Source organism: Cognatundibacterium rugosum, from assembly GCF_014284365.1.
Taxonomy (GTDB): Bacteria; Pseudomonadota; Gammaproteobacteria; order Burkholderiales; family Burkholderiaceae_D; genus Undibacterium; species Undibacterium rugosum.
In genome coordinates, this window is the sequence record NZ_JACOGG010000001.1 from 363,022 (window position 1) to 382,093 (window position 19,072).

Genomic DNA, 19,072 nt, shown 5'->3' on the forward strand with positions numbered 1-19,072 from the left:
TTTGATAACAACGATAGGAGTGAGACATGAAATCAAAAATCAGTATCGTCAGTCTGGCTGTAGCAGCTGCCTGCACGACCTTTTCCGGCGGTGCCAGTGCGCAGGTATCAGGCGATGTGGTCAAGATAGGTTTTATCACTGACTTGTCTGGCGTGTATTCAGACATTGATGGCAAAGGTGGCTCAGAAGCGATACGGATGGCGATTGCCGATTTTGGCGGTACTGTGCTGGGGAAAAAAATCGAGTTAGTCACAGCCGATCATCAGAATAAAGCCGATATCGCGGGCAGTAAGGCACGCGAATGGTTAGACCGTGACGGCGTTGATATGCTGTTAGGGGGGACCAATTCCGGAACCGCGCTGGCGATGGCCAAAGTCGCGGCTGAAAAAAAACGTCCTTTCATTTCTGTCGGTGCCGGTACCGCTGCGCTGACCAATGAAGAATGTACACCGTACACCGTGCACTACGCCTACGATACCGTCTCGCTGGCCAAAGGTACCGGCGCTGCTGTCGTGAAACAAGGTGGTAAGAGCTGGTATTTTCTGACGGCCGATTATGCGTTTGGTGCAGCACTGGAAGGGGATACCTCCAAGGTTGTGAAAGCCAGTGGCGGCACGGTCGCGGGTGCGGTGCGCCATCCTTTATCGGCCTCGGATTTCTCGTCCTTCCTGTTGCAGGCACAGGCCTCTAAAGCACAGATACTGGGCTTGGCCAATGCAGGTGGTGACACCATCAATGCGATTAAAGCAGCGAATGAATTCGGCGTGACCAAAACCATGAAGCTGGCTGGTTTGCTGATGTTCATAAACGATATTCATTCGCTGGGTTTGAATGCGACGAATGGCATGTATTTGACAGATAGCTGGTATTGGAACCAGACGCCGGAAGCGCGTACCTGGGCGCGCCGTTACTTCGAAAAAATGAAGAAGATGCCATCCAGTCTGCAAGCCGCCGATTACTCCGCCACCATGCAGTATCTGAATGCGGTCAAAGCTGCAGGAACCGATGAACCGGAAAAAGTCATGGCTAAGCTGCGCAGCATGAAGTTCAATGACTTCTACATCAAAGATGGTTATCTGCGTGCCGATGGCAGCGTGATCAAGGACATGTTCCTGATGCAGGTGAAAGCCCAGTCCGAATCGAAAGAGCCTTGGGATTACTACAAAGTGGTGCAGACCATACCGGGTGAACAGGCTTTCACCACCAAGGCTGAATCCAAGTGTGCACTGTGGAAATAAGCCAGTCTTAAGCTGAGTGCTGTGGTAAGTGGGCCTGTCATCCTGAGGTGGCAGGCCCGTACTGATCTGTCGGATCTGAACCTTCCCGCGTACGGGAATTTTTCTGAGCATGCTATGGAAATTTTGGGCATACCGCTGCAAGCGATGATGAGCCAGCTGTTGTTAGGGCTGGTGAATGGCTCGTTTTACGCGATGTTATCGCTGGGACTGGCTGTCATTTTCGGTTTGCTGAATGTGATTAATTTTGCGCATGGCGCCATGTATATGATGGGCGCATTTCTGGCCTGGATGGGGCTGGAATATCTGGGACTGAATTACTGGATGATGCTGCTCCTGGCGCCGCTGGTGGTGGGTGTCATCGGCATCGTGATTGAGCGCAGCATGTTGCGCTGGCTGTACCGCCTGGATCACTTGTATGGACTGTTGCTGACCTTTGGCGTGACGCTGATGCTGGAAGGTGTTTTCCGCTCAGTGTATGGCGTGTCGGGTCAGCCCTATGCGGTGCCTGAGGCTTTGTCGGGCGCGACGAATCTGGGGTTCATGATTTTGCCCAATTACCGTGCCTGGGTGGTTGTCGCTTCGCTGCTGGTGTGTTTCCTGACCTGGTTTGTGATCGAAAAAACCCGGCTTGGCGCGTATCTGCGTGCCGGAACTGAAAACCCCAAATTGGTTGAAGCCTTCGGTATCAATGTGCCGCTGATGGTCACGCTGACCTATGGCTTTGGCGTCGCGCTGGCCGCGTTTGCCGGTGTGCTGGCGGCACCGGTGATTCAGGTTTCGCCGCTGATGGGTTCCAACCTGATCATCACCGTGTTTGCGGTGGTCGTGATTGGTGGCATGGGATCGATACTGGGCTCTATCCTGACCGGTCTGGGGCTGGGGGTGATCGAGGGGCTGACACGGGTGTTTTATCCCGAGTTGTCGGCCACCGTGGTGTTTATTGTGATGGCGATTGTGCTCATGCTGCGGCCAGCCGGTTTGTTCGGAAAAGAATGAAGCTGCGGACTGCATACCTGATGAGTTAACTCATCGACAAATCGACTAGTCGACGACAGTGACAATAGCCTGAAAAAAAGAGCGTGACCTTATGAATAAAAAAATTGCTTACGGCCTGGCTGTGCTGGCTTTGCTGATCATCCCGTTTTTCGCGTATCCGGTGTTCCTGATGAAGTTACTGTGCTTTGGCTTATTTGCCTGCGCGTTTAACTTGCTGATCGGTTTCACTGGCCTGAATTCATTTGGCCACGCGGCCTTTTTTGGCGGTGCCGGTTATGTGGCAGGCTGGGCCTTGCGCGATGCGGGTTTACCGACTGAGCTGGGCTTGTTGCTGGGTGTGGCGTTTGCCGCGCTGATCGGCTGGCTGATGGGTTTGCTGGCGATACGACGTCAGGGGATTTATTTCACGATGATCACGCTGGCTCTCGCGCAGATGTTGTACTTCGTATTTTTGCAAGCGAAGTTCACCGGCGGTGAAGATGGCTTACAAGGTGTGCCACGCGGTAAATTGCTGGGTCTGATTGATCTGAGTTCTGATCTGCATTTGTACTATCTGGTGCTGGCGATCTGTATCGCTGGCTTTGCGCTGATCGTACGCATCATCCATTCACCGTTTGGCACCGTGCTCAAAGCGGTCAAAGAGAACGAGGCGCGAGCAGTGTCACTGGGTTACGATGTGGATAAATACAAGTTGCTGGCTTTCGTGTTGTCTGCTGCGCTGGCTGGTTTGGCGGGAGCGACCAAGACGTTGGTACTGGGCTTTGAAACCCTGACCGATGTGCACTGGACCATGTCGGGTCTGGTGGTGTTGATGACGCTGGTCGGCGGCATGGGCACGCTGGTTGGTCCTGTGGTCGGTGCGGTATTGATCATCGCGCTGGAAAATAAACTCGGTGACCTTGGCAATGCGCTCGCGAATCTGACGCAGGTTGACTGGTTCCGTGGCCTCGGCGATTCGGTCACGATTGTGACGGGTTTGATCTTCATCATCTGTGTGCTCTTATTCCGGCGCGGTATCGTGGGTGAGCTGGCGGCGTTGCTACGCACTTCGGTCAGAAAATCCTGAGCTGTATTTGCAGTCTCAGTTTACTCAGGAGTTGTCTATGCTTGCAGATAAGTCAGAGAAAGTGCAGGGACCCGCATCCTATTTCCCTTCTATAGAAAAAAAGTATGGCCAGCCGATTGCGCACTGGATCGCGCTGGTCGAAGCCACATTGCCGCTCAGGCATATGGAGCTGGTACAAATGCTAAAAACCGAGTACCAGATGGGACATGGGCACGCGAATGCGATAGTGGCCTATGTGCTGGCACAGAAAAAAACCTGAAGCTGCGCAGGCTTTTTTAACGCAAAGCCTGCGTCATGGCCGTTTTTCGGGCTTTTGAGCGGTTTTTTTGATGAATTGCCATTTAGAGAGGTGATTCTTATGAAATCGGCACCAAGGCGGTTTTACGCGGTTTTCGTTGATGCTGCTGATGGCGCGGTCTGCAGGTGGTTGGTTCTGTTGCTTGTGGATAAGCGGACACTCATCCACAAGCTCTCCAAAATTCATCCAAGTTCGCCAAAGTTCTATAAAGCGGCAGCATAGATCGTAACCGCATCCTGCCAGCTGACTTCCCGCGGATTGTTGCCGAGCAGTCGGGTTTGTAGCATCGCGTCGCTGGCCAGTTGCTCCAGATCTGTTTCACGGATGCCGACCTGGCGCAGCCGTGTTGGGATGCCGGTGCGCAGCGCCAGATCGGCCAGTGCATTGATCATGGCATTGCCGCGCGCTTCGGCGCTGCCCGTTGCATCGGGCGCCAGGATCTCGGCCAGCTCGGCATATTGTTCTGCAGCGGCGGGCAAATTGAAGCGTAAGACTGTGGGCAGGACCAGCGAATTTGATAATCCATGCGGTACGTGGAAGCGGCCGCCTATCGGGTAGGCCAACGCATGAACCGCGGCACAAGGCGCATTGGCAAAGGCTTGTCCGGCCATCATAGCGCCCAGTAGCATGGCTTGTCGCGCTGCCAGATCAGCGCCATGGCTGCAGGCACGGTCGATATGATTGAACAGCAGTTTCAGTGCCTGGCGCGCCAACATATCCGATACAGGGTTCTTTTTATGACGTGTGGTATAGGCTTCGATCGCGTGTACCATGGCATCGATACCGGTGGCAGCGGTGGTAGCGACCGGCAATCCAGTTGTCAGACTAGCATCAAGTATCGCAAGGTCAGCAAATAATTGTGGCGTGACCACGCCCATCTTAGTGGTCTCACCGGTAGTCACGACAGAGATATTCGTGACTTCAGAACCGGTACCGGCGGTGGTCGGAATTTGTATCAAGGGCAGACGCTGGCCATGGATTTGATTGATGCCGTACATGGTGCTCAGTGCCTGGTCATTGCCAGATAAAACGGCAATCAACTTGGCCACATCCATCGCACTGCCGCCTCCCAAGCCGATGACCAGATCGCTGTTAAATTCGCGAGCTTGTTGTACTGCGAGCAAGACAACTGCTTCCGGTGGGTCAGGTACCACACCTGCGTACAACTGATACTGCAGCCCCAGCTGATCCAGATTGTCCAGGCCAGCTTGTAAAATGCCGCTGCTGACTAAACCGGCATCGCTCACGATGAACAGGCGTCGGCAAGCTGGGAATTCTTGTTGGATGAACTCACCTAGCCGGGCCAGCGCACCGGTTTCGTTAATGATGAGCGGAACGGTCTGAAAACGGAAATTCTGCATAGCGACTCCTGTTACGGTCAAATTAGTCAGCTCTGTGTCACATTAAAAGCAGATTGCTTGCTAGACTCGGCAGTCTTGCAATTTGCCTATATGTTTGCCAGCTTGCCAGAGTCTGGCAGCTTTTCGATGAAAGTTAATAAATTTCATGTTTGATTGGATGCTCTTAAGTGTGGCGGCATTTTTTGCCGGGTTTGTCGATGCGATCGTCGGTGGTGGTGGGCTGGTCCAGGTGCCGGCTTTATTTTCTATGTTGCCGGGTACAGCGCCGGCGACTTTGCTGGGTACCAATAAGTTCGCCAGTATTTGGGGTACAGCGGTTGCTGCACGCAACTATATGCAAAAAGTCAGTGTACGCTGGGGCATGCTGGTTCCTGCTGCACTGACTGCTTTTGCCTTTTCTTTTTTTGGCGCCTACCTGGTCACCCATATCCCGCCTACCCAGTTGCGCAAGGCTCTGCCTTTTATTTTGGCAGCGGTCGCGGTCTATACCTTTATGAAGAAGGAATTCGGCACTCAGGATAAGCCTTTGTTTTCTGGTAGCAAAGAAGTCTGGCTCGCGATGTTGGTAGCGGCCGGCATCGGTTTTTATGATGGCTTTTTCGGTCCTGGTACAGGCAGCTTTTTTATGTTCTTGTTTGTACGCTTTTTTGGCTACGATTTCCTGCGTGCATCGGTGGTCGCTAAAGTACTCAATGTCGCCTGTAACGCGGCGGCTTTATCCTGGTTCGGATTCAGTGGGCATGTGTTGTGGTTATTGGGTGGCTTGATGGCGGTATGTCAGATTGCTGGGTCAGTATTGGGCAGTCAGATGGCGATACGGCATGGTGCCGGGTTTGTCAGAAAGGTGTTTTTGGTGGTGGTCGTGGCGTTGATATGCAAGACGACTTATGACGGATTTTTACGTTGATGACTATGTTTCACGTGAAACATAGATCACTGAGTTCTATTTTGTTTTACAAGATTTTTGTGTAAAACCTAAACTTTCAACGTTCTGCACTTTAGATAAGCGCTATGTTTCACGTGAAACATAGCGCTTATTTTGTTAACTGCTGTGTAGAAGGTGAGGGCGCTGTGCGAAAACAAACTATAATCCTGACTCTCCGTGTCCTTGTTTGTCAGAAGCTAGCCATGTTTTATCCTAAAGAATTCGATGTGATTGTTGTCGGCGGTGGTCATGCCGGCACTGAAGCTGCCCTCGCCGCTGCGCGTATGGGACAGTCCACACTGTTATTGACCCACAACATCGAGACCCTGGGTCAGATGTCCTGCAATCCTTCCATCGGTGGGATAGGCAAGGGACATCTGGTCAAAGAGGTCGATGCCATGGGCGGTGCAATGGCGATAGCAACCGATGAGGCTGGCATACAGTTTCGCATCCTGAACTCTTCGAAGGGGCCAGCGGTGCGTGCAACCCGCGCTCAGGCAGACCGGATTTTGTACAAGCAAGCGATACGCAGCCGTCTCGAAAATCAGCCTAACCTGTGGTTGTTCCAGCAGGCAGTGGATGATTTGTTGGTGGAAGGCAATCGCGTGGTGGGTGCAGTGACCCAGGTTGGCATACGTTTCCGCGCCCGCGCTGTGGTGCTCACCGCCGGGACTTTTCTCGATGGCAAGATCCATGTGGGCCTGAATAATTACGCCGCTGGCCGTGCCGGTGACCCGCCTGCCGTGTCACTGTCAGCCCGTCTGAAAGAGCTGGCTTTGCCGCAAGGGCGTCTGAAAACGGGTACGCCGCCACGTATCGATGGCCGTAGTATCGACTTCTCCGTGATGCAGGAACAGCCCGGTGATCTGGATCCGGTACCGGTATTTTCTTACATGGGAACGACCGCTATGCATCCTAAACAGGTGCCATGCTGGATCACCCATACCAATGAACAAACCCACGACATCATTCGTGCCGGGCTCGACCGCAGTCCGATGTACACCGGTGTGATCGAGGGTGTTGGTCCGCGTTACTGCCCGTCTATCGAAGACAAGATACACCGCTTCGCCAGCAAGGAGTCGCATCAGATTTTCCTGGAGCCGGAAGGCCTGACCACCAATGAGTTTTACCCTAACGGCATCTCGACCAGTCTGCCTTTCGATGTGCAGCTGGATCTGGTGCGCTCTATGCGCGGTATGGAAAACGCCTACATCCTGCGTCCGGGTTATGCGATTGAATACGATTACTTTGATCCACGTGGCTTGAAGTCGTCACTGGAAACCCGTCAAATTGAGGGCTTGTTCTTTGCAGGTCAGATCAATGGCACCACCGGATATGAAGAGGCGGCAGCGCAAGGTATGCTGGCTGGCCTGAATGCGGCCTTGCAAACCCAGGGCAGGGAAGCCTGGGTACCGCGCCGTGACGAAGCCTATCTGGGCGTACTGGTCGACGATCTGATCACTAAGGGTGTACAGGAACCGTATCGCATGTTCACCAGCCGTGCTGAATTCCGCCTGAGTTTGCGTGAAGATAATGCCGATATGCGCCTGACCGAGATAGGTCGTCAGCTAGGTTGCGTCAGCGATGCGCAGTGGCAGGCGTTTGAAAACAAGCGCGAACAGGTTGCACGTGAAATGGAAAGACTGCGTACCACCTGGGTCAATCCGCGTATCCTGGCAGCGGCTGAAGCAGAGCGCGTGTTGGGCAAAGCGCTGGAACGTGAATACTCGCTGGCCGATTTGTTGCGCCGTCCGCAAGTCAATTACGAGAGCCTGATGAGCTTGCGCGGCGTCGAGCAGCAAGACTTGGCTGGCCCGGCGATTGCCGATCCGGCGGTACGCGAGCAGGTGGAAATCCAGGTCAAGTATGCGGGTTATATCGACCGCCAGGCGAAAGAAGTGGAGCGTCACGCCCACTATGAAAACCTGAAAATGCCTAAGGCCTTTGATTACATGGAGGTCAGTGGTCTGTCGATAGAAGTACGCCAGAAGCTGAATAAGCATCAGCCCGAGACGCTGGGGCAATGCGGCCGGATTTCCGGCGTGACACCCGCTGCGATTTCGCTGTTACTGGTGCATCTGAAGAAAAAAGGATTTAAAGAGTTTATGGCAGCGGTGCCCGCAGCGGAACATGCTCAGGAAAGCGTCCAGACGGCCGCAGGAGACGCGTAATGGCAATATTGGATACCAAGGCACTCAAGGCCAGTTTAAGCGCTGGTGTGCAGGAAATGGGGCTGACACTGACTGAAGCCCAGATTGATCAGATGCTGGCTTATCTGGCGCTGCTGTCGAAGTGGAATGCGGTGTATAACCTGACTGCGATCCGTGATCCTCAGGAAATGGTGAAGCAGCATTTGCTCGATTCGCTGTCGGCTGCACCGGCATTTGTGGACGCGCGCAATGTGCTGGATGTCGGTGCCGGTGGCGGCTTGCCGGGCATGATGCTGGCGATTGCCTATCCCCAGACACGTATCTCTATGATAGACACGGTCAGCAAAAAAACCGCCTTCCTGAGCCAGGCCAAAGCCGAACTTGGACTCAGTAATGTCACCGTCTTTACCGGCCGGGTAGAGCAGCTGGAAGTCACAGAAAAATTTGATGTGATCACTTCGCGTGCCTTTTCTGAACTCTGTAATTTCATCAATTGGTCAGGTCATTTACTGGCTGAAGGCGGGCAATTTATCGCCATGAAAGGTGTCGCACCAGCGCAGGAAATCGAACGTTTGCCAGCTGGCTGGGCCGTCACAGGCTTGCAGCCGCTGCAGGTACCTGGATTGAATGCAGAACGCCATCTGGTCTTTGTACGGCGTACTGAACAGGCTTAAAGCAGTGCAGACAACACCTCAATTTCACGTAAAACACTCACACAAATAAAGCACGGAAACCCTCTATGGCAAAAATCTTTTGTGTCGCGAATCAAAAAGGTGGCGTGGGTAAAACTACGACCACCGTCAATCTGGCTGCGGGTCTGGCAAAACTGGATCAGCGCGTGCTGCTGGTCGATCTCGACCCTCAGGGCAATGCGACCATGGGGGCAGGAATTAACAAGGCAAAACTGACTGCTTCGGTCTACGAAGTGTTGTTAGGGATGTCCGACATCGCGACCGCACGTCAGCGTTCTGAGTCCGGAAAATTCGATGTCCTGCCAGCGAACCGCGAACTCGCCGGTGCCGAAGTGGAAATGGTCGAGCTGGAAAACCGTGACAAGCGCCTGCGCGATGCGATTGCCCAGATCAGTGCCGAATACGACTTCGTGCTGATCGATTGCCCGCCTGCGCTGTCCATGCTGACCCTGAATGGCCTGTGTGCCGCACACGGTGTGATCATCCCTATGCAGTGCGAATACTATGCACTGGAAGGCTTGTCTGACCTCGCCAACACCATCAAAAAAGTCTCTGCCAATCTCAATCCCGACCTCAAAATCGTGGGCTTGTTAAGAGTCATGTTTGACCCGCGCATGACCTTGTCGCAGCAGGTCTCTGATCAGCTGGAACAACATTTTGGTGACAAGGTGTTCAAGACAGTTATTCCGCGTAATGTCCGTCTGGCCGAGGCGCCGTCATATGGTATGCCCGGCGTGGTATTTGACCCTTCCTCCAAAGGGGCGCAAGCCTATATCGCGTTTGGCGCGGAGATGGTCGAGAGAATTAAGCAATTAGAAAAGTAAGCCATGAATGCAATGAAAAAACCTAAAGGACTGGGCCGTGGCCTGGAAGCATTATTAGGCGGTGCGAGCGATTTCGCAGAAGCCGTACCGAATGTCGCAGATGCACCCAGCAGCCTGCCTGTGAGTCAGATGCAGGCCGGTAAATACCAGCCACGTACCCGCATGGATGAAGGTGCACTGGCGGAATTGGCTGCGTCGATCAAGGCGCAGGGTCTGATGCAGCCTATCCTGGTACGTCCGGTGGGACAGCAAAATGGCGTGACCCGTTATGAAATTATTGCCGGTGAGCGTCGCTTCCGCGCCTCGCAGATGGCCGGTCTGGACGAGGTGCCGGTACTGGTGAAAGATGTCGATGATCAGGCTGCTGCAGCCATGGCATTGATCGAAAACATACAACGCGAAGACCTCAATCCACTGGAAGAAGCCCAGGGCATACATCGTCTGATTACCGATTTTTCTTTCACACACGAGCAGGCTGCCCATGCGGTTGGCCGCTCACGCAGCGCGGTCACCAATCTGTTACGCCTGATGAATCTGGCTAAACCGGTGCAGACGATGCTGATGGCGGGTGATATCGACATGGGCCACGCACGGACTTTGCTGGTGACCGACGCTGCCACTCAGATACAGTTGGCCAACCAGATCGTTGCGAAACGTATGTCCGTGCGTGAAGCAGAAAAACTGGTCGCGAAAACGACGGCAGAACATGCAGGTACTCGTCCACGTGAAAAAGCAGAGAAGTCACGTGACATCACACGTCTGGAAGAAGAGTTGTCCGATTTGCTGGCGACTCAGGTGACCTTGAAAATGGGTAGTAAGGGTAAGGGGCAAATGATCATCGATTTTGCTGACCTCGATTCACTTGATGGTGTGATCTTAAAAATCCGTTCTTAAGCAGGATATCTGCTGCGGCGTTCATTACTACTGAACACTGCATTTTCATCAAAGCCGCGGACCGTGAGGTTGGCGGCTTTTTTTTACCCGGCGACGGTTGTGTGCAACTTAGCCGCGGCCAAGACGTGAATCCCATGTTTCACGTGTAACTTTAAGTCCTGCAGCGATTTTGTCTGTTTGAACGGCATACGTTTTTTTGCCAGCCTGGCTTGCTGGCTATTCCTGTTTCTACTCTCCGATTTTTCAAAAGTGATTTTTAGGCCTTGTTGATATCTTTGGATTTGTTCACTGTCCGATGTATTGCTGCGGCTAGCGTTCCACGTGAAACGCGAGTTGTCTGACATGTCTGATGACACCATTGTTTCGCTGAGTTAAATCCAGGAGTTTAAAAATATTGTATTTATGTTAATGATGTAATTTTATTATTTTTGTGCGGTGACATTTCAGATGGTTCTTTTCCTCACTCAGTCGGGAGGCTGCATGTTTAACGTGAAACATGGTGCATCTCAGCTGAGCTGCAAGTACGGCAAAAGTCATAAAAAATCCTTGTATATTTGATGTAAGCAAAACACTTACTTAAATCACCGCAATATTCCTATTTTTGAGGTTTTGTTAGTAAATCGTGTAATTTTGTTATCATTAAGGAAATGAAAGCCGTTGATCACATGCGACAAAACCGTGCAGTTTTTACGGGAAATAAGCATACATCCACGCTTGTACAGCGCCCGCAAACGCGCCTGGCAGATCGCTGGAAAGCCGCATGTTTATTGAGTTTTGTCTGGAAAACACGTGACGGAGAGGGGAGTTTGAGCCCGGCTGTGCCCGCTTTTAGAGCGCAGAATCAAACGTTTGACGCTGCTAAGCACATACACGTATAATTCCGTGGTTTTGATTGACGAGAATTTAGCCTACCTGAGAAAATTTTGTAGCGGCTGGGTCTATATCAACAATCAATGGTCAATATGTGAGGAAAGCATGGCACGTATCGTTCTGTTGCAACTCGCAACAGCTTTCATCGTGGCTTTGCTGGCCGGAATTTCCGGCAAGGTTACTCTGGTATTGTCCGCGCTGGCTGGCGGATTATGCTGTGCACTGCCGAATGCTTTTTTTGCTTTGCGCCTGTTCATCGGCACGAAAAAACCCGGTGGCGCTAATCCGGCAACTTTCTTTGTCGGTGAATTTATAAAGATTTTTTTGACACTTGCGCTGATGGGCGCATTTGTATATTGGTACCGCGATGTTAACTGGCCGGCATTTTTGATCGCCTTCATTGTGGTACTGAAAAGTTATTTCATTTTACTATTTAGACAAAGACCATGAGCGCAACTGAGCACGCCCCGACAGCGTCAGAATATATTGTCCATCACTTAGGACATTTATCGACCAAGCATCAAGCAAGTATTGTTGATTTCTCGATTTTCAATATGGATACCATATTCTGGTCCATATTCTGTGGCGTGGTCGGCAGCCTGATTCTGTGGCTGGCAGCACGTAAAGCGACTTCGGGTGTACCGGGCCGCTTCCAGGCAGCAGTAGAAATTCTGGTTGAAATGGTGGAAGAGCAATCTAAAGGCATCGTACACGGTGACCGCAGCTTCATCGCACCGCTGGCATTGACCGTGTTTGTCTGGGTTGCGCTGATGAACTCCCTGGATTTCCTGCCTGTGGATATGTTCTCTGGCTTATTTGCTTTCTTCCATGTAGAGCACCTTTTCCCGCATCACCGTGTAGTGCCGACAGCCGATCTGAACGGCACCATCGGTATTTCTTTCGGTGTGCTCTTGCTGATGCTGTATTACAGCGTTAAGATCAAAGGTTTGGGTGGTTTCCTGCACGAACTGGTGTCCGCACCTTTCGGTATCAAGATGGCACCATTTAACCTGATCCTGCAATTGATTGAATTCGCAGCAAAAACGGTATCTCTGGGCATGCGACTGTTTGGTAACATGTTTGCCGGCGAATTGTTATTCCTGTTGATCGCTCTGCTGGGCGCGATGGCGACACCATTTGGTGTGATTGGTCATACTATCGCTGGTTCGATCTGGGCTATCTTCCATATTCTGATCGTGTTCCTGCAAGCGTTTATTTTCATGATGCTGACCTTGGTGTATCTCGGCCAGGCACATGACGCTCACTAAGTAAGACAGGTTGGAATACGTAGTAAGAGCAGGTTTAGTTTTAAGTTTAGTTTTAGGTTCTTCGTTTTTTGTTTTTTAATCTTAGTTTCATTTTTTAATTTTAAGGAAATATCATGACTGATTTGTCTTTTGTTGCTTTGGCTTGCGGTTTGATCATCGGCTTGGGCGCGATCGGTGCTTGTATCGGTATCGCTATCATGGGTGGTAAATACCTCGAAGCATCTGCTCGTCAACCAGAATTGATGAACACATTGCAAACTAAGATGTTCCTGTTGGCTGGTCTGATCGACGCTGCGTTCCTGATCGGTGTTGGTATCGCTATGTTGTTCGCGTTCGCAAACCCATTCAAATAATCAGTTTTTCCTTCTACTGCCGGAAGCATTTGCTTTCGGCTTGATCCATTTAGATAAGGAATTACCGTGAACTTAAACGCAACATTGTTTGTTCAGTGTGGGGTTTTCTTCATCTTGGCCTTGTTCACCATGAAGTTTGTGTGGCCGCCACTGATGAATGCGCTCGATGAGCGTGCTAAGAAAATCGCAGACGGACTGGCAGCTGCCGACCGTGGCCGTGCAGAAATGCAAGCTGCTGAAAAGCGCGTACAAGCTGAATTGGCAAGTGCTCGTGATGAAGGTCAGAAACAGATCATCAACGCAGAGAAACGTGCTGCGCAGATCATTGAAGACGCTAAAAACACAGCCGCCGCTGAAGTTGCACGCATTCTTGCTGCTGCACAAGCTGACGCAGAAAATCAAGTGACCAAAGCACGTGAAGAATTGCGCGACCAGGTTGCCACTCTGGCAGTCAAAGGTGCTGAGCAAATCCTGAAACGTGAAGTCAATGCATCCGCTCACGCAGATCTGTTGAATCAACTGAAAACCGAGCTGTAATCATGGCCGAACTCGCAACGATCGCTCGTCCTTACGCTGAAGCGCTGTTCCGTGTTGCCCAAACCGGTAACCTGTCCGCCTGGTCGGATCTGGTTTCCGAAATGGCACAAGCTGGCGCGCATCCCGATGTACAAGCTCTTGCACACAACCCTAAAGTCTCGGCTTCGCAAAAAGCTGAGATTTTTCTGTCTGCGCTCAAATCCCCAGTGACAGCTGAAGCGAAAAACTTTATCGCGACACTCGCTGACTATGATCGTCTGACTCTGCTGCCAGAAATCGCTGTCCAATTTCAAGCATTGAAAAACGCCCACGAAGGTGCGGCAGATGCTGAAGTGACCAGCGCATTTGATATGTCTGAAGCACAGTTAGCTGACTTAGCTGCAACATTGGAAAAGAAATTTGGCCGCAAACTGCACCCTAGCGTCAAAGTCGATCCGGCTCTGATCGGTGGTGTACGTATCGTGGTTGGTGACCAGGTGCTGGATACGTCGGTTCGCGCGAAGCTGCAGAAAATGCACGCCGCCCTGACCGCGTAAGAACGTAACAAATATTAGGAGTTAGTATGCAACTCAACCCATCTGAAATCAGCGAGCTGATCAAGAGCCGGATTCAAGGCCTTGGCGATTCCGCTGAGATTCGTAATCAAGGTACGGTTATCTCCGTTACCGACGGTATCTGCCGCATCCACGGTCTGTCTGACGCGATGCAAGGTGAGATGCTGGAATTCCCAGGCAATACTTTCGGTCTGGCGTTGAACCTGGAACGTGATTCCGTTGGTGCCGTTATTCTCGGTGACTACGAACACATTTCCGAAGGCGACACAGTCAAATGTACCGGTCGTATTCTGGAAGTACCTATCGGTCCTGAACTGCGCGGCCGCGTTGTCAACGCGCTGGGTCAGCCTATCGATGGTAAAGGTCCTATCAATGCAAAACTGACTGCGCCTATCGAAAAGATCGCGCCAGGCGTTATTGCACGTCAATCCGTTTCCCAGCCACTGCAAACTGGTCTGAAGTCGATCGACTCCATGGTACCGGTTGGTCGTGGTCAGCGTGAATTGATCATTGGCGATCGTCAAACTGGTAAAACAGCAGTTGCGATCGATTCCATCATCAATCAAAAAGGCCAGGGCGTAACATGTATCTATGTGGCGATCGGTCAAAAAGCGTCTTCCGTTAAAAACGTAGTGCGCGCTCTCGAAGCCCACGGCGCAATGGAATACACCATCGTTGTTGCAGCGACTGCGTCTGAATCCGCAGCGATGCAATACGTATCCGCCTACTCCGGTTGCGCGATGGGTGAATACTTCCGTGACCGCGGTGAAGATGCACTGATCGTATATGACGATCTGTCCAAACAAGCGGTTGCTTACCGTCAGGTTTCCCTGTTGCTGCGCCGCCCACCAGGCCGTGAAGCTTACCCAGGTGACGTGTTCTATTTGCACTCCCGTCTGTTGGAACGTGCTGCACGCGTGAACCCTGACTACGTTGAAGCATTCACCAATGGTGAAGTGAAAGGTAAAACAGGTTCCCTGACTGCATTGCCAATTATCGAAACTCAGGCTGGTGACGTTTCTGCTTTCGTTCCGACTAACGTGATTTCGATTACTGACGGTCAGATCTTCCTGGAAACTTCCCTGTTCAACGCCGGTATCCGTCCAGCGATTAACGCTGGTATTTCGGTTTCCCGTGTTGGTGGTGCTGCGCAGACTAAGGTCATCAAAAACCTGTCCGGCGGTATCCGTACTGACTTGGCGCAGTATCGTGAACTGGCAGCGTTTGCGCAGTTTGCTTCCGATCTGGACGAAGCAACCCGTAAGCAGCTGGACCGTGGTGCCCGTGTGACTGAATTGCTGAAACAAGCTCAGTACGCACCATTGTCGATTTCCCTGATGGCCGTGACTCTGTTCGCAGTCAACAAGGGTTACCTGGACGACGTACCTGTGAAGAGCGTTCTGGCATTTGAAGCTGGCGTACACAACTTCATGAAAACCAGCCACGCTGCATTGTTGCAGAAGATCGAAGAAACCAAGCAACTGGACAAAGATGGCGAAGCTGCCATGGCTGCCGCAATTGCTGATTTCAAAAAATCCGGCGCCTATTAATTTACTGTAGCTAGAAGGAGTCAATACTCATGGCTGCAGGCAAAGAGATACGTGGCAAGATCAAAAGCGTAGAAAATACGAAGAAGATCACGAAGGCGATGGAAATGGTCGCCGCATCCAAAATGCGTAAAGCGCAGGACCGGATGCGTGCAGCCCGCCCATACAGTGAAAAGATTCGTCATATCGCTGCTAACTTGTCACAGGCCAACCCAGAGTACACGCATCCTTTCATGGTTCAACAGGATCAGGCCAAGAAAGTTGGTCTGATCGTTGTAACAACAGATAAAGGTTTGTGCGGTGGCTTGAATACCAACGTATTACGTCTGGTCACCAACAAATTGCGTGAACTCGAAGGTAAGGGTTCAAAAGTAGAAGCAGTTGCAATTGGTAATAAAGGTCTCGGCTTCCTGAATCGTATCGGTGCTCCGGTCGTTTCCCACGCTATCCAGCTGGGCGACACTCCGCACCTCGATAAGTTGATTGGCCCGGTAAAAGTGTTACTGGACGCCTATCAGGAAGGCAAACTCGACGCGGTTTACCTGAGTTACACCAAGTTTATCAACACGATGAAGCAAGAGCCGGTGTTTGAGCAGTTACTGCCTCTGACATCCGACAAAATGGTCGCAGATAAGTCTTCCCATTCCTGGGATTACATCTACGAACCAGATGCGAATACCGTGATTGATGAATTGCTGATCCGTTATGTAGAAGCACTGATTTATCAGGCAGTGGCTGAAAACATGGCGTCTGAACAATCGGCACGTATGGTGGCGATGAAATCGGCAAGTGATAACGCGGGTAACGTGATTGGTGAGCTGAAACTGGTTTATAACAAAACCCGTCAGGCTGCTATTACTAAAGAGCTCTCTGAGATCGTCGCCGGTGCGGCAGCGGTCTAAACGAAATTTAAAATTATTGAAGGAACGAACATGGCTAATGGCAAAATCGTTCAGTGTATCGGCGCTGTGGTGGACGTTGAATTTCCACGTGACGCGATGCCTAAGGTTTACGATGCCTTGAAAATGGAAGGCTCCGAGCTGACGCTGGAAGTTCAGCAGCAATTGGGTGACGGCATCGTCCGTACTATTGCGCTGGGTACTTCTGACGGTCTGCGTCGTGGCATGACTATCACGAACACTGGTAAGCCAATCATGGTACCAACCGGCAAAGCAACGCTGGGTCGTATTATGGACGTATTGGGTAACCCTATCGATGAATGCGGTCCGGTCAGCCACGAGCAGACAGCATCGATTCACCGTAAAGCGCCTGCTTACGACGAACTGTCCCCATCCCAGGAATTGCTGGAAACCGGTATCAAGGTGATTGATCTGGTTTGCCCATTCGCTAAAGGTGGTAAGGTCGGTCTGTTCGGTGGTGCGGGTGTAGGTAAAACCGTTAACATGATGGAACTGATCAACAACATCGCTAAAGCACACAGCGGCTTGTCCGTGTTTGCCGGTGTTGGTGAGCGTACTCGTGAAGGTAATGACTTCTATCACGAAATGGCTGACGCCAAAGTGGTTGATCTGGAAAACCCAGAAAACTCCAAAGTGGCGATGGTGTACGGTCAGATGAATGAACCGCCTGGTAACCGTCTGCGCGTTGCGTTGACAGGTCTGACTATCGCTGAAGGCTTCCGTGACGAAGGTAAAGACGTGCTGTTCTTTGTGGATAACATCTACCGTTATACACTGGCCGGTACTGAAGTATCCGCGCTGCTGGGCCGTATGCCTTCCGCGGTGGGTTATCAGCCTACGCTGGCTGAAGAAATGGGCCGTCTGCAAGAACGTATTACATCCACAAAAACCGGTTCGATTACTTCGATCCAGGCCGTATATGTTCCAGCGGATGACTTGACCGATCCATCCCCAGCGACAACCTTCGCTCACTTGGATTCCACCGTTGTTTTGTCCCGTGACATCGCTTCCCTGGGTATTTACCCAGCGGTTGATCCACTGGATTCCACATCCCGTCAGCTGGATCCACAAGTTGTGGGTCAAGAGCACTACGAAACAGCACGCGCTGTTCAGGGTACGCTGCAACGCTACAAAGAATTGCGTGACATTATCGCGATTCTGGGTATGGACGAACTGGCACCTGAAGACAAACTGATCGTTGCACGCGCACGTAAAATGCAACGTTTCCTGTCTCAGCCTTTCCACGTTGCTGAAGTATTTACTGGCGCACCAGGCAAATACGTTTCACTGAAAGACACGATCAAGGGCTTCAAAATGATCGCTTCCGGTGAACTCGATCACCTGCCAGAACAAGCGTTCTACATGGTAGGTACTATCGACGAAGCAATCGAAAAAGCGAAAAAACTGGCTGCTTAATTTTTAAGCGCTAGCGCTGCGGTGTGAACCACCGCAGCACAGCTTTTTCAAGCGTACACAAAGGGTCCGACATGGCACACACTATTCACGTTGACGTGGTTTCTGCAGAAGAGTCTATCTTTTCTGGCGAAGCCGAATTCGTCGCGTTGCCAGGTGAGGCTGGTGAATTGGGTATTTATCCAAAACATACTCCGCTGATTACCCGTATCAAACCGGGTGCGGTGCGCATCAAGGTAGCTGGTCAGGCTGAAGACGAATTTGTCTTCGTTGCTGGCGGTATCCTCGAAGTGCAACCAAACGGCGTGACTGTTCTGGCTGATACCGCGATTCGCGGGCACGATCTGGACGAAGCGAAAGCCAGTGAAGCCAAGAAACTGGCTGAGCAGGCTTTGGTTAATCGTGATTCCAAAATCGACTATGCGCAAGCACAGGCGGAACTGGCATCGGCGATCGCCCAATTGGCAGCGATTCAAAAATTGCGTCAGAAACGTTAATTCGTCCGCAGCAGTACTGGCGACGAAAGCACTAAAATAAAAAGGCAGCTCAGTGAACTGCACCCCAAAAGTTGGACACCCGTCCATACTTTTGGGGTGTTTTCATGAGTAAATATACAAAGCAATTCAAAGTACAGGTTGTTGAGTACTATCTGCAGGAGAACGCTGGCTGCGCTCTGGTAGCCAGGCAGTTTGGCATCAATCATTCTATCGTTCGTCACTGGGTACGCCGGTTTCAGTTACGTGGTGCCGACGGCTTAGATAAAAAATATAGCCACTACAGTGCCGAATTCAAACTCTCTGTGTTGCAACACATGTGGCTCAATCGGCTCTCTTATCAGGAAATAGCCCTGCTGTACGACATCCGCAACAAGTCCATCGTGAGCGCATGGGAACAAAGCTATCATAGCGGCGGCATACCCGCCCTAACGCCACGCCCCCGAGGACGCCCCAACGTGATGTCGCCGTTCAAAAAAACTCAGCCAGCCCCTGTCAAAACCGATGACAGCCGCACCCGCGAAGAATTACTTGAAGAAGTGAATTACCTGCGCATGGAGAACGAATATCTAAAAAAGTTGAAAGCCTTAGTTCAGGAGCAGGCACAGGAAGCAGCGTCACGCAAAAAGCGCAACTCATCCAGGAACTAAGGCAAAAATACCCCATTGCCGG

At 51.5% G+C, this 19,072-nt stretch carries 20 protein-coding genes; 19 read left to right on the plus strand and 1 reads right to left on the minus strand.

Annotated features, from left to right (window positions below; all coding sequences use genetic code 11):
• Positions 1-26 precede the first annotated feature (26 nt).
• The 4 genes from H8K47_RS01510 to H8K47_RS01525 all read left to right on the plus strand — a co-directional run bounded on the left by H8K47_RS01510 (position 27) and on the right by H8K47_RS01525 (position 3,559).
• A complete protein-coding gene (locus H8K47_RS01510) occupies positions 27-1,238 on the plus strand; it encodes an ABC transporter substrate-binding protein (protein WP_186879650.1) in 1,212 nt (403 codons plus the stop codon).
• A gap of 114 nt (positions 1,239-1,352) precedes the next feature.
• Positions 1,353-2,234, plus strand: a complete 882-nt coding sequence (locus tag H8K47_RS01515; protein WP_186879651.1) for a branched-chain amino acid ABC transporter permease — start codon at positions 1,353-1,355, stop codon at positions 2,232-2,234.
• Between the two features lie 91 nt (positions 2,235-2,325).
• Positions 2,326-3,300 (plus strand): branched-chain amino acid ABC transporter permease, encoded by a 975-nt coding sequence (locus tag H8K47_RS01520; RefSeq protein WP_186879652.1) that lies wholly within the window; start codon positions 2,326-2,328, stop codon positions 3,298-3,300.
• Positions 3,301-3,337: 37 nt separating this feature from the next.
• Positions 3,338-3,559: a DUF4287 domain-containing protein gene (locus H8K47_RS01525; protein ID WP_186879653.1), complete on the plus strand. Its 222-nt coding sequence runs from the start codon at positions 3,338-3,340 to the stop codon at positions 3,557-3,559.
• A gap of 242 nt (positions 3,560-3,801) precedes the next feature.
• Here the strand turns inward: H8K47_RS01525 and H8K47_RS01530 are convergent, their stop codons facing one another.
• Positions 3,802-4,959: an iron-containing alcohol dehydrogenase gene (locus H8K47_RS01530; RefSeq protein WP_186879654.1), complete on the minus strand. Its 1,158-nt coding sequence runs from the start codon at positions 4,957-4,959 to the stop codon at positions 3,802-3,804.
• A 145-nt stretch (positions 4,960-5,104) separates the two neighbouring features.
• Here H8K47_RS01530 and H8K47_RS01535 point away from each other — a divergent pair, with 145 nt between their 5' ends.
• From H8K47_RS01535 to H8K47_RS01605, 15 genes are all read left to right on the plus strand, one after another.
• Positions 5,105-5,866, plus strand: a complete 762-nt coding sequence (locus H8K47_RS01535) for a sulfite exporter TauE/SafE family protein (RefSeq protein ID WP_186879655.1) — start codon at positions 5,105-5,107, stop codon at positions 5,864-5,866.
• A 221-nt stretch (positions 5,867-6,087) separates the two neighbouring features.
• Entirely contained in the window at positions 6,088-8,055 is a 1,968-nt protein-coding gene (mnmG, locus tag H8K47_RS01540) for a tRNA uridine-5-carboxymethylaminomethyl(34) synthesis enzyme MnmG (RefSeq protein WP_162019497.1), read from the plus strand.
• On the plus strand, positions 8,055-8,708 hold the full coding sequence (gene rsmG, locus H8K47_RS01545; RefSeq protein ID WP_186879656.1) for a 16S rRNA (guanine(527)-N(7))-methyltransferase RsmG: 654 nt from the start codon (positions 8,055-8,057) through the stop codon (positions 8,706-8,708). The genes mnmG and rsmG overlap by 1 nt, the downstream gene beginning before the upstream one ends.
• 65 nt (positions 8,709-8,773) lie before the next feature.
• A complete protein-coding gene (locus tag H8K47_RS01550; protein ID WP_162019495.1) occupies positions 8,774-9,550 on the plus strand; it encodes a ParA family protein in 777 nt (258 codons plus the stop codon).
• 3 nt (positions 9,551-9,553) lie between these two features.
• Positions 9,554-10,444 (plus strand): ParB/RepB/Spo0J family partition protein, encoded by an 891-nt coding sequence (locus H8K47_RS01555; protein WP_162019494.1) that lies wholly within the window; start codon positions 9,554-9,556, stop codon positions 10,442-10,444.
• Between the two features lie 975 nt (positions 10,445-11,419).
• Positions 11,420-11,764, plus strand: coding sequence for an ATP synthase subunit I (locus H8K47_RS01560; protein ID WP_186879657.1), 345 nt, complete (start codon positions 11,420-11,422; stop codon positions 11,762-11,764).
• A complete protein-coding gene (atpB, locus tag H8K47_RS01565; RefSeq protein ID WP_186879658.1) occupies positions 11,761-12,582 on the plus strand; it encodes a F0F1 ATP synthase subunit A in 822 nt (273 codons plus the stop codon). Before H8K47_RS01560 ends, atpB begins: the two co-directional genes overlap by 4 nt.
• 113 nt (positions 12,583-12,695) lie before the next feature.
• Positions 12,696-12,935, plus strand: a complete 240-nt coding sequence (atpE, locus tag H8K47_RS01570; RefSeq protein ID WP_162019491.1) for a F0F1 ATP synthase subunit C — start codon at positions 12,696-12,698, stop codon at positions 12,933-12,935.
• A 66-nt stretch (positions 12,936-13,001) separates the two neighbouring features.
• Complete coding sequence (locus H8K47_RS01575) at positions 13,002-13,472, plus strand: F0F1 ATP synthase subunit B (RefSeq protein ID WP_186879659.1); 471 nt, start codon at positions 13,002-13,004, stop codon at positions 13,470-13,472.
• 2 nt (positions 13,473-13,474) lie between these two features.
• A complete protein-coding gene (locus H8K47_RS01580; RefSeq protein ID WP_186879660.1) occupies positions 13,475-14,008 on the plus strand; it encodes a F0F1 ATP synthase subunit delta in 534 nt (177 codons plus the stop codon).
• Positions 14,009-14,034: 26 nt separating this feature from the next.
• On the plus strand, positions 14,035-15,576 hold the full coding sequence (gene atpA / locus H8K47_RS01585) for a F0F1 ATP synthase subunit alpha (RefSeq protein ID WP_162019488.1): 1,542 nt from the start codon (positions 14,035-14,037) through the stop codon (positions 15,574-15,576).
• Positions 15,577-15,605: 29 nt separating this feature from the next.
• Positions 15,606-16,475 (plus strand): F0F1 ATP synthase subunit gamma, encoded by an 870-nt coding sequence (atpG, locus tag H8K47_RS01590; protein WP_186879661.1) that lies wholly within the window; start codon positions 15,606-15,608, stop codon positions 16,473-16,475.
• Positions 16,476-16,505: 30 nt separating this feature from the next.
• Entirely contained in the window at positions 16,506-17,909 is a 1,404-nt protein-coding gene (gene atpD, locus H8K47_RS01595) for a F0F1 ATP synthase subunit beta (RefSeq protein ID WP_186879662.1), read from the plus strand.
• A 71-nt stretch (positions 17,910-17,980) separates the two neighbouring features.
• Positions 17,981-18,403 (plus strand): F0F1 ATP synthase subunit epsilon, encoded by a 423-nt coding sequence (locus tag H8K47_RS01600; protein ID WP_162019485.1) that lies wholly within the window; start codon positions 17,981-17,983, stop codon positions 18,401-18,403.
• A gap of 104 nt (positions 18,404-18,507) precedes the next feature.
• Positions 18,508-19,050: a helix-turn-helix domain-containing protein gene (locus tag H8K47_RS01605; RefSeq protein WP_186879663.1), complete on the plus strand. Its 543-nt coding sequence runs from the start codon at positions 18,508-18,510 to the stop codon at positions 19,048-19,050.
• Positions 19,051-19,072: the final 22 nt, after the last annotated feature.